General features: G+C 39.9%; 12 protein-coding genes and 2 pseudogenes. 9 read left to right on the top strand and 5 right to left on the bottom strand.

Going from position 1 to position 17,218, the window contains the following annotated elements; translation table 11 throughout:
• Nucleotides 1–244 precede the first annotated feature (244 nt).
• Complete coding sequence (locus V7K21_RS21735; protein ID WP_335177291.1) at nucleotides 245–1,804, bottom strand: phenylacetate--CoA ligase family protein; 1,560 nt, start codon at nucleotides 1,802–1,804, stop codon at nucleotides 245–247.
• A 208-nt stretch (nucleotides 1,805–2,012) separates the two neighbouring features.
• Here V7K21_RS21735 and V7K21_RS21730 point away from each other — a divergent pair, with 208 nt between their 5' ends.
• Together V7K21_RS21730 and V7K21_RS21725 are read left to right on the top strand one after the other, a co-directional pair.
• Nucleotides 2,013–3,701 (top strand): serine/threonine-protein kinase, encoded by a 1,689-nt coding sequence (locus V7K21_RS21730; protein WP_335177290.1) that lies wholly within the window; start codon nucleotides 2,013–2,015, stop codon nucleotides 3,699–3,701.
• Between the two features lie 43 nt (nucleotides 3,702–3,744).
• Nucleotides 3,745–5,898: a serine/threonine-protein kinase gene (locus tag V7K21_RS21725; RefSeq protein ID WP_335177289.1), complete on the top strand. Its 2,154-nt coding sequence runs from the start codon at nucleotides 3,745–3,747 to the stop codon at nucleotides 5,896–5,898.
• Between the two features lie 44 nt (nucleotides 5,899–5,942).
• Here V7K21_RS21725 and V7K21_RS21720 read toward each other — a convergent pair whose 3' ends face one another.
• Entirely contained in the window at nucleotides 5,943–6,653 is a 711-nt protein-coding gene (locus tag V7K21_RS21720; protein WP_335177288.1) for a TauD/TfdA dioxygenase family protein, read from the bottom strand.
• 513 nt (nucleotides 6,654–7,166) lie between these two features.
• On the opposite strand from V7K21_RS21720, the gene V7K21_RS21715 reads away from it, so the two are divergent.
• The 7 genes from V7K21_RS21715 to V7K21_RS21685 all read left to right on the top strand — a co-directional run bounded on the left by V7K21_RS21715 (nucleotide 7,167) and on the right by V7K21_RS21685 (nucleotide 14,050).
• The gene (locus tag V7K21_RS21715) at nucleotides 7,167–7,397 is read left to right on the top strand and encodes a CTB family bacteriocin (RefSeq protein ID WP_335177287.1); all 231 of its coding nucleotides are present in this window, start codon (nucleotides 7,167–7,169) and stop codon (nucleotides 7,395–7,397) included.
• Nucleotides 7,398–7,580: 183 nt separating this feature from the next.
• Complete coding sequence (locus tag V7K21_RS21710) at nucleotides 7,581–7,811, top strand: CTB family bacteriocin (RefSeq protein ID WP_335177286.1); 231 nt, start codon at nucleotides 7,581–7,583, stop codon at nucleotides 7,809–7,811.
• Nucleotides 7,812–8,216: 405 nt separating this feature from the next.
• On the top strand, nucleotides 8,217–8,549 hold the full coding sequence (locus V7K21_RS21705) for a CTB family bacteriocin (RefSeq protein WP_335177285.1): 333 nt from the start codon (nucleotides 8,217–8,219) through the stop codon (nucleotides 8,547–8,549).
• Between the two features lie 204 nt (nucleotides 8,550–8,753).
• Nucleotides 8,754–10,901, top strand: coding sequence for a peptidase domain-containing ABC transporter (locus V7K21_RS21700; RefSeq protein WP_335177284.1), 2,148 nt, complete (start codon nucleotides 8,754–8,756; stop codon nucleotides 10,899–10,901).
• A gap of 20 nt (nucleotides 10,902–10,921) precedes the next feature.
• Entirely contained in the window at nucleotides 10,922–12,334 is a 1,413-nt protein-coding gene (locus V7K21_RS21695) for an HlyD family efflux transporter periplasmic adaptor subunit (protein WP_335177283.1), read from the top strand.
• Nucleotides 12,335–12,352: 18 nt separating this feature from the next.
• Nucleotides 12,353–13,054: a hypothetical protein gene (locus V7K21_RS21690; RefSeq protein WP_335177282.1), complete on the top strand. Its 702-nt coding sequence runs from the start codon at nucleotides 12,353–12,355 to the stop codon at nucleotides 13,052–13,054.
• Between the two features lie 318 nt (nucleotides 13,055–13,372).
• Nucleotides 13,373–14,050, top strand: a complete 678-nt coding sequence (locus V7K21_RS21685) for a response regulator transcription factor (RefSeq protein ID WP_335177281.1) — start codon at nucleotides 13,373–13,375, stop codon at nucleotides 14,048–14,050.
• A 62-nt stretch (nucleotides 14,051–14,112) separates the two neighbouring features.
• Here V7K21_RS21685 and V7K21_RS21680 read toward each other — a convergent pair.
• From V7K21_RS21680 to V7K21_RS21670, 3 genes and pseudogenes are all read right to left on the bottom strand, one after another.
• Nucleotides 14,113–14,931, bottom strand: a pseudogene (locus V7K21_RS21680) (CHASE2 domain-containing protein); the annotation flags it as partial.
• A gap of 315 nt (nucleotides 14,932–15,246) precedes the next feature.
• Nucleotides 15,247–15,891: pseudogene (locus V7K21_RS21675) on the bottom strand (NUDIX hydrolase).
• A gap of 66 nt (nucleotides 15,892–15,957) precedes the next feature.
• On the bottom strand, nucleotides 15,958–17,160 hold the full coding sequence (locus V7K21_RS21670) for a phosphoglycerate kinase (protein WP_335177280.1): 1,203 nt from the start codon (nucleotides 17,158–17,160) through the stop codon (nucleotides 15,958–15,960).
• Nucleotides 17,161–17,218: the final 58 nt, after the last annotated feature.

Raw genomic sequence — 17,218 nt, 5'->3', positions numbered from 1 at the left:
AAAAATTCAGTCATTATTCAAATTACTACAAAAGGGGGATGAAGGGGCTGCCGTCGGCAGCCCCTTCATCCCCCTTTAAAACGATTATCATTATTATTAATGGAATAGTTTATTCTCTGGAAGTCCCTAAGAGTTTCAGAGAGTTATTGCGTAAGTCATATTAAGGTAAGTTCGCAGTTAGATTAACAGGCAAAATCACTAATATTAAGGGACTTACATCTAACTGAAAACTATTTCCTATTCCCTATTGACGGGTATAACGATGTTTCACTCCAATAGGAAAATATTCAAAATCACCCATTGGGGCTAATGCAACTTGTGGTATTTGATATTCTGGCGGAACATAATTAGCAAACTCGCTATTGAGGCGTAGCAGTTGTGAAAGAATAGAAGATGCGATCGCTTCTTTTTTCTCTTCACTACCCTCTACCCCTGGTGCTAACTCCACAACCACCGATAAAAATCGATTTTTGTCTGCATCTTCCTGCACCTGCAATACAAATTTACCCGTCACCCATTCTTGAATTATTGGTTGCTCTAATCCCACCGTCACATTTTCTGGATAGATATTTGCACCAAAGTAGGAAACTGTAAAATTAGAACGACCGAAGACATAAACGAAAGGTAGCTGATGAATACCTCTAGGTGATTGTTGAGTGTTAGAACGGAGATTTTCGAGCGGGTTAAATCCCCATTCTGCTAAAAATTGCAGCATGGCATCATAACTAATTATTCCGCCAGTATCCAAAATGTCATAACGCACTAAGGGAATACCGTTATCTCCAGAAAACAGCAATCCGCCATCGTGAACTTCAAAAAAGCGACTGCAAGGATCATACTGTACTAGTGTGGGTAAACGTGATTCCCCAAATAAAGCTTTAGCTACATCAGGATTTTCTGCCAAAAAACGGCGAATGCAAATACTTAACGGTGTTTCATTACCCAAAACTCCCGCATCCGCAGTGCCGTAAAGTGATGCAAAATCATAGCAAGGATTTTGTGAACCAACTCTTTCAGCAACTAGACTCCGCCATTCTTCACTAAATACTTCTCCCGCCATCACTAACTTAATCTGATATTGCTGCCACTCCATACCACGGGCGATACCAGTATCAATCACATCTTTTAAAAATGGCGGATATCCCAACAGCACTATTTGCTCAAATGAGGCAGCGCTTTGCGGGGGTTCCCCCCGTTGTAGCGACTGCCCTGCTGAACCTAGTTCTTGGACAACTCGCAAAATTTCTTCTTTGTTATTACCAGGAGTAATTACAGTGATAGGATAACCTTTGCTAGCAAGATAACGACAGCAATTAGTAGTAAATATTCCACCTACCCAAGTGCCTAAAGTGAAACAAATTACTGCTAAGGTACGTCGAGTATCTGCATGAAAACTATCGTGAAAAATCTGTTCAAAGCGTGTGGCGATTTGGAGTTCATCTGTGAAAAAACGGGGCCAAAATGTCGGTTTTCCACTAGAACCTGATGAAGCAGCTATCATGTCGCACGCTTGGAGTTGCCCATCGTGGCACAAGTCAGCTAAAGGATAACGCAGTATATAATTTTGTTTAGCGATCGCTGGGAGTTTTTGAAACTCCTCTAAGGTTTGAATAGTCGCGGGATTAATTTCCCTTTCTGCTAAAAAAGCCTTGTAGGCTGGTACATTAGCCGCCACATCGTGAAATAAACTCAAAGCTACCGAAGTTTGAGTGTTGAGATGCCGTTGCAGTAGCGTTTCTAAGGGGGTAGACAAAAAATCTTCAAATGCTTTAATTGCTCGCTGCTGTTGTGATTTGCAGTTCATGACGCTTGTTGTTTATCCTGAAGTAGAACCAACACCGTTACTTGCTGCCAGTATTTTAGCTGTTATTTAATACCCTCAAAACCAGTAATTCTTAACAACACGGATTTCATCTAGGAACACCCTGCTTTTAACATTTCCTAAAATATCCGAAAATGAGGGTATGCACGTCGTAGTCAATCAATAAAACCTTAACTTATCCTTCAGCACCATGCAGCTCTATTGCAGTAAACAACACACAAATAATGGTAGTAACCGCTTTTGTATCCATTGTGGTGAGCCATTACCTCTTGCTGTGGGACAGGTGGTGGATAATCGCTATCAAATTATTCGTCATTTAGGGCAGGGCGGCTTTGGACGCACCTATTTGGCACAGGATAGAAGTAAATCCCATCAAACATGTGTGCTGAAGGAATTTGCACCCCAAGTACAAGAACAGCAAGATTTACAAAAAGCTAAAGAATTATTTGAGCGAGAAGCAAATGTTCTGAAAAAACTCCAGCATCCACAGATTCCGCATTTTCACGCCTCGCTACAAATGAAGATAGGCACTAAAGATTTTTTCTTTCTAGTACAAGATTATGTGGACGGTGACAATTACTACCAATTATTAGAACAGCGTCAGAGTCAAGGAAAAACCTTCAGTGAAGAAGAAGTAATCACCCTACTGCAACAAATTTTACCTGTGTTATCCTACATCCACTCACAAGATGTGGTTCACCGTGATATCACTCCTGATAATCTGATTTGGCGGCGTTCTGATCATCTGCCAGTGCTGATTGATTTTGGTGGTGTCAAGCAATTACCAGCTTATCAAGGTTTTTGGCAGACTAGGTTGGTTGGAAATAACACTTTGCTGGGTAAAAAGGGCTACGCTCCAGAAGAACAGCTACGGCAGGGCAAAGTATTTCTAAGTAGTGATTTATATTCTTTGGCTGTAACATCATTGGTGTTGCTTACAGGGAAAGAACCGCAAAAATTATACGACAGCTATCAGGGAATTTGGGGATGGGCAAAGGAAATTCAAGTTAGTCACCAACTGGAAGCGGTGTTAAAAAAGATGCTGGCTTATAAACCGAGCGATCGCTATCAACGAGCCGAGCAAATCCTCAAAGATTTACCATCGCCAACTGCTACTAAACCCACAGGTAATTATATTAGCGCCAAGATCAAGACGATGGTAGTTGCTCCGGGAAGACAACGCGCCAGTGCTGTTGTGAGTGGATTCCAGAGCAAAACCCAAGCGATTGCTAAACCGATATCTTGGCCTGTTTGGATTCGCCCTTTTGTGATCAGTTTAGGGGGAACAGCTTTAGTTGGATTAACTTTGGCGGTGGGAAATGCAGTCATTCGGAGCGTATCTTCAATCACTCTCCCACCAATTTCATTACCGCAAATTCCCCAGTTCCCAAATCCGAGTGGTAAACCAGTCAGCGATAAGGGAAAGAATAGTGACATCCAGAAAATTGTCAGTCGTCGCCAACAGCTAGAAATTACTGAAGGATTTTTTATTCCCTTCGTAGATAATTTATTTTATACAAAAAACCCAGAATTAAAGGGACGTAGCCTCACATCTAAATCTGAAGACGCTGGTTTACGAGATGAATGGTCTGGTATCGCTGACGATTTATTGAATAAACTAGAACAGGCTAACCTCAGTACAGAATCTCGTAGAAAACTGGGTAAATATACTGCACAAGATTACGAAACATGGAGACGACAAGCGCGATCGGGGCAATTCGGGAACTATACAATTAATCAACTGAACAAAGAGACAAATGAAAAATTTGATCGGTTGTTTCCTGGTCAGCAGCGTGGGAAACTGAATCAACAGACTTTTGGTCAAATTTGGTATGCGATCGCAGCTGATCAAGTCAGTAAAGTACAATCTGGCAAGTAAGGGGATTAGGGAAGAGTCACTAATAACTAATGACTAATGACTAATGACTAAAATATATTGTTCTAAAGGACATGAAAATTCCCCAGGTAGTCGCTTTTGTCTCCAGTGTGGTGAAAAGTTGTTGGATACGCCCATGAGTTATAGTATCCAACCGGGACTAACTTTAGGCGATCGCTATGTGATTGTGCGTCAAATTGGCCAGGGTGGCTTTGGACGCACTTATTTAGCTGAAGATGTCAACCGTTTCCGCGAACTTTGTGTTTTAAAAGAATTTTCTCCCCAAGTTCAAACCGCTTACGTTGTCCAAAAAGCTGAAGAACTGTTTGAGAGAGAAGCGAGTGTTCTCTATAAACTGCAACATCCCCAAATTCCCCGCTTCCGGGAACTGCTTCGCATGAACTTAGGGGGCAAAGAATATCTGTTTTTGGTGCAAGATTATGTGGAAGGGGAAACTTACAACTCGTTGTTAAATGCCCGGATACAGCAGGGTTTACGCTTTACAGAGACGGAAGTACGCCAATTATTGCTTTCAATTTTGTCAGTGTTGGAATACATCCACTCACTAGGAGTAATTCATCGAGATATTTCTCCAGATAACTTAATGCTTCGCACTGTTGACAAACTGCCAATGTTAATTGATTTTGGCGGTGTCAAACAAGTAGTAGCAACCGTCGCTTCCCAATATTACCAACCCGGCGTAGTTGCATCTTCCCCATCACCAACCCTATTGGGTAAAGTAGGATTTGCTCCTCCAGAGCAGATGCAAACTGGGTTAGTATCTCCCCACAGTGACTTGTATGCAATGGCCGCAACAATGTTGGTTTTACTGACAGGGAAACAACCCCAAGAATTAATTGATACCTACACTCTGACCTGGCAGTGGCGACGGGAAGTTAGCCTGAGTCAAACTTTGGCACAGGTATTAGATAAAATGCTATCTAGCAGACCAAGCGATCGCTTTCAATCAGCCCGTCAAGTACTGCAAATCCTCAACCCGCCCCCAGCTAACTTTCCCCCAACTCAATATCCCACTGCACCAGAACCCACATCCGCCACCGTCGCCATCTCTCCACCTCCCCCATCTCCTTCATACCCCTCATCTCCCCCATCTCCTCAACCCACAAGCTGGTGGACACCAACAAAAACTTTCCTTATGGCGGCGGCGGTAGCTGGTACTGTTGGATTACTTTGGTGGGGAGTGAATAGCAGGCGTGATGTCGGGGAAGTCAAACCTAATCCTACAGCCAGCCCAATTCCAACCAGCGATCAGCCAACCGATCCCTTAGCGCAATATTCACCAGCAGAACGGCAACGCAAAGAAAGATTAAGCGATCGCCGTCAACAGTTGGGTATTAATGAGAAGTTTTACATTAACTTGGTTAATGAAGTTTTTTGGGACAGAAATCCCAGTTTACGGGGACGCACTCTCAGAGATGGCCCTGAAGATGAGGGTTTGCGGGCAGAATGGGATAAAACAGGCTTAGAATTGCTGGAAAAGCTAGTACCATTAAGTGCCAATACACGCCGACAACTGGGAACTTACACAACTGCTGAACGCGATCGCCAGAATGTGGAAGTCAACAAAATCAACGTTGGTAGTCGTTCTTTGTATGATTTGGGAGATGCTGCTTTCTTAAATATATTCCCTGAGCAGCGTGGTAAAAATTTCCGAGTTCAGCCGCCGATTGGACAAGTTTGGTACGGTTTTGTTAGCGATCAACTCAGTGCTATCCTCGGCGGTAGCGCTTTTGAGAAACTTGTCTTTGAACCGGGCGCTATCAGCAAAACAGTCAACGGTACTCTCCAACCTGGCGGTGGTAAAGTATTCATTGCTGGACTTGCCAAGGAGCAATCTCTGGATTTGAAGCTACAAGCAAATTCCCAAGTTTTGTTATCAGTCTATTCACCCTCTGGCAAAATCCAATTTTTAGAAGATTCTACCCAGCGCAGTTTATCAATTAAATTACCAGAAAAAGGATTTTACGAGTTTGTCGTGGTTTCTAAAGCATCGAAACCAGTAGATTATCAACTCAGCATTACAGCAGAAAATCCCACCCCTCCCCCATCACCTACACCAACGCCCACGGAAATACCCACGCCAACTCCCACGTCCACGCCAATTCATATACCTATACCAACTCCTACAGAAACCGCCACTCCTACACCAACACCGACGCAGGAGACAACGCCTCAGTAGAGAGTTATCCTCTGTATCTAGAGCGTCTCTACATGAGGTAAAAATTATGTCTGACCCACTACACCTAAACGCAACGCAATTCGCTTAGACTTCGTTGCTTCATAGGGTGTACCTCTGTGCATTACCTGTGAGTTGTCCCATAAAATTATATCTCCTGGCTGCCAAACATGGGAGTAGACTGGTGTGCAGGCCAGAACAGTCCCAAACAAATCCTGCCAGAAACGTTTTGCTTGCTCTGGTTTATTTTCCATACCAACTGCGATCGCAGTGTCCGAACCTAGATATAATCCCTTTTTACCAGTGACTTTGTGAGTAGACACAATGGGATGTACTTTCCTCGGTATATCAGTCTCTACATTGGTACTTTTAGAAAACATTGGTGGTGAATGATACATCGACATCTGCTCTAACTGCTGCTGATGTTGATGATCGAGGTTATTATAAGCCTCTATCATGTCGAGGAACTCTGTGGTGTGAGGCTGCCCATTTACACCTTCGGCAGGCACTTCCACACCATAAAGCATGACAACATATAGTGCGTTCATATCTAGTCCCTCTGTGCGGGGAAGGCCATCTTTATCATGATGCCATTCCCAAGCAATCTTCCCTACTGCTGGTTGAGCAAGCCCCTTGGGATTACCCAAAATATTCACAAATTGGCTTTGGAGGTCTGGACTGATGTCAGGATCTAATGTTTTGGTTTTAGAATAGCCAAACATTAAATCACCAAAGGTGTTTCTGGCAAATTCTTCCAACTGCTTTGCGCTGAGGTGTTACTGTCTAACTACTACAACGCCGTGTTTCCAAAGTGATTCCTTTAATTCGCGCGACTCTAGATTTGTGAGGTTGCTAAGATTGCAACCCCGCAGGGCTTCAATTCCGAGTCTTTGTTGGTGTTTAGTTATTGGAGTCATTGCTATGCAACTATTTCTAGAGCAAACTATGTAGTCAATTAGTTAAGAAATTTGTGTAGTAGTATTTTACCTCAGAAAGTTGGCAAATAAAAAAATGTTTAAGGACACGTAGACAAAAATCAGATTGCCATAGTTTCAGGGCAATTGCTCTTTATGTATTTTTCGGAAATAGTAGTGGCGTAATTGTGAAATCTAGTTTTCTAAATCTGGTAATTAAGTTTACGGAAACTGGAAATGACAACCTCAGTGCTTTAACTTATTGTATTGATTAAGCGAAGGGTTGAGACACCAAAAAAAGGGCACTCAACTAAATAGCTGAAAATCAATTTAACTCAAAATTAAAGGTTGGTAATTATGTCTGACTATTTGTTTATCGATGTAACCGAAGAGCAACAAGAAAGTGTAGCTGGTGGTGCAGCAGTTTTCGAGGACACATATTATTCTCTCTTAAAATTAAAAACTGCAACCATTTCGCCAGTATATAGTAAGTCTGGTCCTGGCGGCAGCAGTATATCAAGTGGTGGCGTGCAAACATTAAGCCTAGACTTGATTAAATCAGGTACATCGTTTAAGGCATTCGCTTAAAGCATTGATTGACTAGTTTCTGCAATAGATTGCGACGAGTATCATCGTCTCTCAACGCGTTACGAAGGGGAGTAATCAGCGCTCCCCTATCTTTCCCTAGTTTCTTAGTTAACTGATGTTTTTATTCAGTATCTCAGTTTTCGAGATTATTCAACTCAAATAAAATCAAGGGAGTTTTTAACTATGTCACACGAACTATTTACCGATTTATCTACTGAACAACAAGAAAGTGTAGCTGGTGGTGCAGCAGTTTTCGAGGACACCTTTTATTCTCTTTTGAAATTAAAAACTGCAACCATCTCGCCAGTATATAGTCAGTCTGGTCCTGGCGGCAGCAGTATATCAGGTGGTGGCGTGCAAACATTAAGCTTAGACTTGATTAAATCAGGTACTTTGTTTAAGGCATTCGCTTAAGGCATTGGTTGACTAGTTTCTGCAATAGATTGCGACGAGTATCTTCGTCTCTCAACGCGTTACGAAGGGGAGTAATCAGCGCTCCCCTATCTTTCCTTAGCTTTTTGGTTTCATAGCAGTTAGCAATCAGCTATATATTAAATCTTTGTGGAGATACAAGTAATTATGGTTCTATAAATTACTGAAAGCTAACTGCATTTTACATTCTAAATTTTTGTGTTTGGTTAATACTTTTACAAAAGTAAGGCAGAAAGAATCAAATATATATTTTGCCACAATTTTTTTCAAGACGCGAAGCGCAAGAAAAAAGGTGTCATTGTTTTAAACTCCTAAAATTTATTTATGGGGTTTAACTTATGCCTTCTTGTAAATTATCTAAATTCTACTTTTACAAACCTAATAACTATGTCTAAGGATATCAAACTGGAAGTTTCTGAATTATTTCTTGATTTATCAGCACAACAACAAGAAACTATCTCTGGTGGACGTTCTCTTTCTTCAGGATTAGATTTTGAAAATTTGTTCTTCCAAAAAACAGATATAGAAACTTTTGCCAATAGTGCAATTAATGTATCTGGTAGTAATGGTAGTATTTCTTCTATTCAACAAACTGGATATAGGTTCTCACAAATTACCTTTGGATTCAGTTTAGGTACTCAAATACGGGGGGGTAGGTCAGCGAGGAGCAACTCTGGTTTATTTAATATGTTGTTTAGCATGATGTCTCTTCTAGGTTAATATCAAAAGTTTTATAGGACTCCGATTTGATTTTTCAAAACATATTCAGATAAAAATCCGTTTATCAGATTTTTATCTGAAATCTTTTTCAAAAATCAGAGATTAGTCCTATATCAGTTGATTGCACTCCAATTTTCAAAAACTATACCAATAGATTGACAACATTATTAGCTTAAAGTTGTCATTAGCTAAGGTAATTTACCTATGAAATACCAATTTGTTAAACAGCATAGTGAAGAAGACTGTGGGGCTGCTTGCCTTGCTGCTATTTCTAAATATTATGGACGGACTTTTACTCTCAGTCGCATCCGTGAAGCTGTAGGTACTGGGCAGTTAGGTACTACTTTATTAGGATTAAAGAGAGGAGCAGAAATACTTGGTTTCAATGCTCGTCCAGTTAAAACTTCACCAGAATTTTTAAACAGGATTAAAGAAGCACCACTACCTGCAATTATTCACTGGAAAGGTAATCACTGGGTTGTTTTATACGGTAATAAAGGTCAAAAATGTTTAGTTGCTGATCCGGCTGTAGGTATCCGTTATCTTTCTAAAAAAGAGATAGCCGAAGGTTGTACAGATTGGTTGATGCTTTTACTGGAGCCAGATGTAAAGTTTTTTGCTCAAGAAGATGAAAAACTAGGTGGATTTTGGCGTTTCTTCAGGCGCGTCTGGATTTATCGTGCTATTTTAGCTCAAGCCTTACCTCTTAACCTGATGTTGGGATTGCTATCTTTAGCTTCCCCTTTTTTGATGCAAATTTTGACTGACGATGTGCTGGTTAGAGGTGATACAAAGTTACTTACTACTGTAGCGATCGCTGTGATAGTGATGAATTTTATTTCCCGTAGTCTGTCGTTTGTGCAGTCTAATTTAATTGCTCACTTTGCACAACGTCTGCAATTGGGGTTAGTGCTAGAATTTGGGCGACAAATTCTCCGATTGCCTCTCTCATACTACGAAGCCCGTCGCAGTGGTGAAATTGTTAGTCGTCTGCAAGATATCGACCAAATTAATCAATTAGTTGCTCAAGTTGTTGTTGGTTTACCTAGCCAATTTTTTATTGCCTTGATTTCTTTTGGATTCATGGTTTTTTACAGCTGGAAACTTACTGTAGTAGCTGTATTCATCGCTATAGTGATGAGCTTATCGACAGTAGTCTTCCAGCCAACTTTGCAGCAAAAAACTCGTGAGCTTTTAGTTCAAGAAGCAGAAACACAAGGGGTTTTAGTAGAAACTTTTAAAGGCGCACTAACTCTCAAAACCACTACATCTGGGTTGCAATTTTGGGAGGAATTACAAAGTCGATTTGGTCGTCTTGCTAACATTACATATCGCACAATACACATTGGAATCATTAATAATACTTTTTCTGGCTTGGTTTCGGGAGTTGGTGGCGTTATTTTGCTTTGGTTTGGTGGCAATTTGGTAATTAACCCAGCAGAAAACCTGAGTATCGGGCAACTATTTGCCTTTAACTCAATGAATGGTAATTTTCTGGGCTTATTTGCTACTTTAATCAGCTTTGTTGAGGAATTTACTCGTGCAAAAACTGCTACACAACGTATAACAGAAGTCATAGATGCTACCTCAGAAAATGAGGGCGATGAGATAAAGCCTTATGCCAATATTCCAGGGGATGCTGACATTATTTGTAAAAATATTAATTTTCATTATGCTGGTCGCTTAGATTTAGTCGATGACTTTTCTTTAATAATTCCTGGTGGGAAAAATGTTGCATTGATCGGCAAATCTGGTTGTGGCAAAAGTACTTTAGCCAAACTTATTGCTGGGTTATATCCACTGCAATCTGGCAATATTCGTATTGGACTCTATAACCTTCAAGACCTGTCACTGGAATGTCTCCGACAACAGGTGGTTCTTGTTCCCCAAGAACCTCATTTTTGGAGTCGGTCAATTGTAGAAAACTTTCGCTTAGGTGCTCCCGAAGTTACGTTTGAACAGATAGTGAGAGCTTGTCAAGTGGCACAAGCTGATGAATTTATTAGTAAGCTACCTAATACATATCAAACTGTATTAGGGGAATTTGGTGCAAATATTTCTGGTGGACAACGGCAAAGATTAGCAATAGCGAGAGCCATTGTCACAAATCCACCAATTCTTATTTTAGATGAATCTACTGGTGGACTTGATCCAGTAAGTGAGGCGCAAGTTTTAGATAAATTGTTTAAGCATCGCCAAGGTAAGACCACCATTTTGATTACTCACCGTCCTAAAGTAGTTAATCGTGCTGATTGGATAGTTCTGCTAGATCAAGGCAAGTTAAAAACTCAAGGTTCTTTAAATGAGTTGCGCTCCCAATCTGGAGAGCATTTGGAATTTTTAAATTCTTAATTATTAACATTTAGATAATTATGCTCTACACAGATAGTAAAAAACTTCTGCCATCAGTACAAAGTGAAGAGTTTCTTCCTCCTGTGAGTCGTTGGACATCTTTAGCAGGAATTTTCCTGGTTGGAAGTCTTAGTGCTGGAATTAGTCTCAGCTCATGGGTGAAGTATAATGTGACAGTGAAAGCAGCAGCAGTAGTGCGTCCTACAGGAGAAATTCGGTTAGTGCAACCGAAAATTGAAGGAACTGTTAAAGATATTTTTGTGAAAGAAAATCAACTAGTCAAACAGGGAGATATGATCGCTCGCTTAGATGACGAACAACTGCAAATCAAACAGAGTCAATTAAAAGACAACATTCAACAAATCAGGTTACAAATACTTCAACTTGATGCCCAGATTAAGATTTTAGATACTCAAATTGTCGCTGAAGCAACAGTAGCAGAGCGAACTGTGGCCTCTGCTCAAGCAGATTTAGCACGTAATAGACGAGAATATCAAGAGCGACAAATTACTACCAGCAGCGAATTACTAGCAGCACAAGCAAGTTTGCAAAAATCTCAAGCAGAATTGCAAAAAGCCGAAGCTGATTTAAGCTTTGCTGAGGTGGATCGCGATCGCTATGAGCAGTTGGCGCAGGTTGGCGCAATTGGGAAGCGCGAATTTGAGCAGAAAAAGCTAGTTGTTGTCCAGACTAAAGCCATACTTGAATCTGAAAAAAAAGCTGTTGATATTGCTAAAGCTAAAGTGCAAGTAGCTTTAGGTGCTGTTAATCCTACCACTGCCACAGTTGCGATCGCTCAAGATCGCATTGCCCAAGAAATTGCTAGAGGTGAAGTCAGCATCGCTATTTTAAAAAAGGAAAAACAAGCTTTAATTCAGCGACGAGTGGAAATGCAAAACCAACTCGGACAATCTCATAAAGAACTTTTACAAGTCATTAGTCAATTACAAGATACTATTCTGCGAGCAAGTAGTAATGGTATTATTCTCAAGCTCAATTTACGCAACCCTGGTCAAGTGCTACGTGCTAGCGAAGCTATTGCTGAAATTGCTCCTAATAATGCTCCTTTAGTTATTAAAGCAGTTATCCCTACTCAGGAAATTAAAAATGTCGCAGTTGGTCAAAAAGTGCAATTGCGAATTGATGCTTGTCCTTATCCTGATTATGGCACTCTCAAAGGTGTGGTCACGGCTGTTTCTCCCGATACAATTACGTCTAAAAATAATAATGCAGAAATCCCTATATCAGGTTATACAACCCCTGGAAATAGCTACTTTGAAGCAACTATTCAACCTAAAATAATGATATTTGGCAATAGCGATCGCCAGTGTCATATCCAATCTGGGATGGAAGCAAAAGCTGACATTATTTCAAAAGAAGAAACAGCACTGCAATTTATGTTGAGAAAGGCTAGGTTAGTTACTGATTTATAAGGATCTAAATATGTGATAATGGAATTTTATGTACAAATTACAGTTGTAGCTATTTATGTCCTGACATTGATAATGTATTTGAAAACTTATTATAGAATTCAGCAAGCATTACAATGGTGGTCTTATAGACAATCTATCAAACTATTTCTAGAAGCAAGTAAAATTAACGAAGGTTTATTACAAGAATCCTTCACAATCCGTCGCAGCTTGGATTTATTGGCACAAGACAACCTAAATCTAACAATCAACAAAATCCAAGAATACCTAAAACAAGCTGATAATTTTCATCATGCTCTAGTGCAATTGAGCGATCGCTTATTTCCGGCATATATTCAAGACAGTCTACCATTGGCTATTGAGTGCCTATTAGAACAGTGGTTAACATCAAATTCCTACCTCTGTTTCCATTTCGATATACCACCTTACTGGCGATATGAGCAAGCTGAACGGAGTTTGATAGTTTTAAAATCTTTAGAAGAACTACTAATATTAACTTTGCCGAATATTTCGGTTCCTATATCAATTTTTATCAGTTTAAAACAACATAAAAATATCGGTCAGCTAATGGTAAGAATTACATATCCTGAGTCATCTACAATTCTGTTGTATTCTACCTTAAGAGAACTAAAGCATCTTTGCAAAAGTTTTCGATTTTTAACTTCAGGTAAATGCTTTTATCGGAAAGATAACCTAAGTATTACTTGTCACTTTTATTGGTAAAAGTTATTCCGATAAAGTACATTCAAAAATTTATAAATCTGTCAAGTCTCTGGGTCAGTAGTTACTCATCCTTGACAAGTTAAACTCATAAACAATTTTTCAAGAAGTAATAGTTATAATTTATTTTTTTTACTGAATATAAAAACAGTATAATAACTAATAGAATTGTAATTTATAACTTGTTGAAAAGCTACAAAAAAATGGTAAAAGTATTTTATTTATATAAAATATTTTCCTTCGCTCGTAATCAGTATACTCAGCCAACTATCACAGTTGGTGAATTAGTTAAATTACGATTTAATCAGGGTGTTGTTAATTATGAAACAAGATTTAAAAGATAAAGAGTTGCTAAAATTTTTAGTAATTGATGACCACGAATCGGTTTTAGCGGGAACTGTTAATGTATTGCAAAAGCATTACCCTGACGCTGAATTCATCATTGCAGTAAATGCTAAGAACGCTCTTTATGAAATTACTACCTCACAGCCAGATATGGTTGTGATGGATCTTTCTATTCCAGATAACTCTGGAATGACAGCCCGACCTGATATAGGGGTTCAACTTTTAAGAACTCTTACGAAAAACTATCCCAACTTAAATATTGTTGTCCAAAGTGCTAATGTGAGAACCCTGGTAAGAGTTAGACTTGATATTGATAGTCATAAAGGAGGTTTTACAGTCGCGGATAAAAGCCTATCGACTCAGGAAATGTTGACCAGGATTGATTGGGCGTTACAGGGCTTAACTCATACAAAAGATATTAAAGGAATACATTCTGTATTAGAAGTTAAACCAGAGTGGCTTAGGGTGCTGACTTTAGCATTTGAGGAAGGATTGCAAGATAAAACAATTGCTGAACGTATGTGTATATCTGAACGGATGGTGCGTCATTACTGGAGTAAGCTACAAGACGCTTTAAATGTTTATCCTGAAGAGGGAAAAAATATCAGAATTCAAACTGAAATGCGAGCTAGAGAAGAAGGATTAATTGATTAATTATTTTGAATAATTAATCGATTTCCTGGCAATTTATGTTAATCCGAGCAATAGTTAAAAGTCTAAAAATAACTTGAGTTTTTAACTATTGGCCAAGATAACTCACAAAGAGTACCTCTAAGAGAAAGGGGTACTCGCCGAAATTTTCCTTTTAATTTTCGGGCTAAATTTCTAAACTGTTGTGTTCCCCAACCTTCTTTAGATGAATTCACCCCTAAGCCATCATCAATAATGCTTAGAGTGTACCAGCCTTCAGATAAAGAGCAAGTAACTTCCAGACGGGTGACTCCTGTAGCATGTTTGCCCACATTGCATAAAGCTTCTTCCAAAAATAGACAGAGACCCTGCTTTTGTTCAATATTCAAGGCTCGTTCATTTAGAGGTTCAAAAGCTCTGATTTGAACTTTGATAGTTTTAAAACAGGGGAACTCTCGCTCTAAGGTAGAGTTATAAACTTGATAGAGAATTTCATGAAGAGGGTCTCGCAAATTTAGCACGAGATTTTTACTTAAATAAAGACTAGTTTCTTGGTCGATAGGTTCTCGTTGCAAAAATTCATAAATCCCTCGTAACTCGTGGTTCAATTTTTCAAGCTCTTTTTCTAATTCTAGTAGCAAGTCATTCATTGGTAAATCCTTGTCTCGAACTAGTTTCAAAACTTTAGCTAGGCTTTGCAGGGGACCATTATGAATTTTTGCAAATATGCGTTCAATAAGAGCTTCTCTAGCTCTAATTCCAGAACGCAAAGCTTGATCGCATTGATATAAAGCTGTGATTTTCATACCATTTAAAGTTAAAACAACGAGTGTCGGGATCAGCGGAACCCACCAACCCCAAATCAGGAGTAAATAACAAAAGACCAGCAGGCTACAGCTAGCGACACTTGCGTGATATATTTATTATTTCTATCAAATCACAAAGTTCCTGAGTATGTCAGATTTACTTAGTGGTCTTCATCACATCTTCAATTGCTGAGTAGTCTTCATAAAATTTTAATTTCTTGTATAGCTGGTCTTCGTATACTTGTCATTCCATAGGGTTGAAATTGTAGACAATAGTTTTGAATTTAATCAGGTTAAGTTCAGTACACTGAAAAAAGTTAGTACTTTTTATTTGTGAAGATTACTCAACTATTTTTTTGATAAATATATAGAAATCCTATTTGATTTTTGCAAACAGATCCGCAAAAGGGACTACTAATCAAAGTCTGTTGGTAAATATGGTTGGCGATAATGTTGAAAAAGTCGCGTGATTTGCGCTGGTGTCACACGTCCGAGAGAAAGTTCTGGTAACGCATCTCCAGTGAAAAAACCTACTTCTTCAGTTTCAATACTTGATGATGGAGAACCAACAATAAGTTCACACTTAAAAAATAGCTTATAGACATAAAACGGTAATGGTGGATGTCCCTGTTTGTCTCTGTCATAGACTGCTAATAGTTTGATAGCGCGTGCTTGATATCCAGATTCTTCATATACTTCTTTCACAACTACCTCACTGGGAGACTCACCAACATCAGCCCATCCACCAGGTAAAGTCCAACAGCCGTCGGCTCTTTCCTTGACTAACAATATAGTATCATCACGAAAAATTGCTGCCCGCACATCAACTTTGGGAGTTGCATATCCGACTTCACGACTAAATAAATCAAGCACATAGCTGTGTTCTACATTTGAGTAAGTCGCGATCATTTCTGTGGCGATGTCTGACGACAAGCCACTGCGTGTCTACGCTCGTAATTGTTTATAGCGTTCGATATCAAAAGGACCTTCAGAATAGGTTAGACCCTTTTGAGCGAGCGCTTGTAACTTTTGTGCCCATTCCAGCCATTTAGTTTCCACAGTTTTTTCCCTATTTAATGTAGAGACGTTACATCTAACGTCTCTACATAATTCTAAAGATGGCTATTAAGCATCATCTAAAGCTGTAATTCCAGGCAATTCCTTGCCTTCAAGTAACTCCAAGCTAGCGCCGCCGCCAGTGGAGATGTGGCTCATTTGGTCGGCTAAACCAACCTTTTCCACAGCCGCTACTGAGTCACCGCCGCCAATGATGGTGGTTGTGCCAGTTTTGCTAATTTCGGCGAGGGTATGAGCGATCGCTTCCGTACCTACCGCAAACTTATCAAACTCAAACACACCCATCGGCCCGTTCCAAATTACCGTTTTGGTATCTGCAAGGGCTTCTTGGAAAACTTTCACCGAGTCTGGGCCAATATCCAAACCCATACCATCATCGGGGATGTTCTCAATGCTGACAGTTGTCGCATTAGCATCGGCAGCAAATTTATCTGCTGATACTATATCCGTGGGTAACAAGAAGGTAACGCCCCGTTCCTTAGCCTTCGCTTCCAAAGATTTCGCTAGTTCTAGCTTGTCTTCTTCCACCAACGACTTACCGACATTCAAACCACGGGCTTTGTAGAACGTGAAAATCATCCCACCGCCGATAATCAGCTTGTCGCACTTCTCCAGCAGTGTTTCAATCACACCAATTTTACTGGAAACTTTGGAACCGCCAATAATTGCCGCCAAAGGACGTTGGGGATTTTCAATGGCGTTTTGCAGATATTCCAATTCCTTCTCAACCAAATATCCAGCTACAGAAGGGCTAAGGAATTTAGTCACACCTTCAGTAGAAGCATGGGCGCGGTGTGCAGTACCAAAAGCATCATTTACATAAAAATCAGCATTAGCTGCCAATTTTTTCGCAAATTCTGGGTCGTTTTTCTCCTCTTCTGGGTAAAAACGCACATTTTCTAATAACAGCACTTGACCATTCTGTAAAGCGCCAACTTTAGCTGCAACTTCATCGCCAATGGAGTCATCAGTTTTAATGACTTCTTGCCCTAGCAATTCTGAGAGACGCTTGGCAACGGGAGTTAGGCGTAATTTGTCATCCACACCCTTGGGACGCCCAAAATGGCTGGCGAGAATGACCTTAGCACCCTTCTGCGTCAAATCTTGGATGGTTGGTAGAGCGGCGCGAATGCGAGTATCGTCGGTAATGTTGCCTTGATCGTCCACAGGCACATTAAAGTCAACCCGCACTAAGGCACGTTTCCCAGATATATCAGCCGAAGATAAACTTGCTAAACTTTTTTTGGACACACCAAACTCTCCTGATTGCCTTTTTGTTATTGTTTTGAAAGTAGAACCATCAAGATTT

This window comes from Nostoc sp., assembly GCF_036919595.1.
GTDB lineage: Bacteria > Cyanobacteriota > Cyanobacteriia > Cyanobacteriales > Nostocaceae > Nostoc.
Note: the sequence above shows the minus strand (reverse complement) of the source record. Positions and strands in the feature narration are given on the sequence as shown.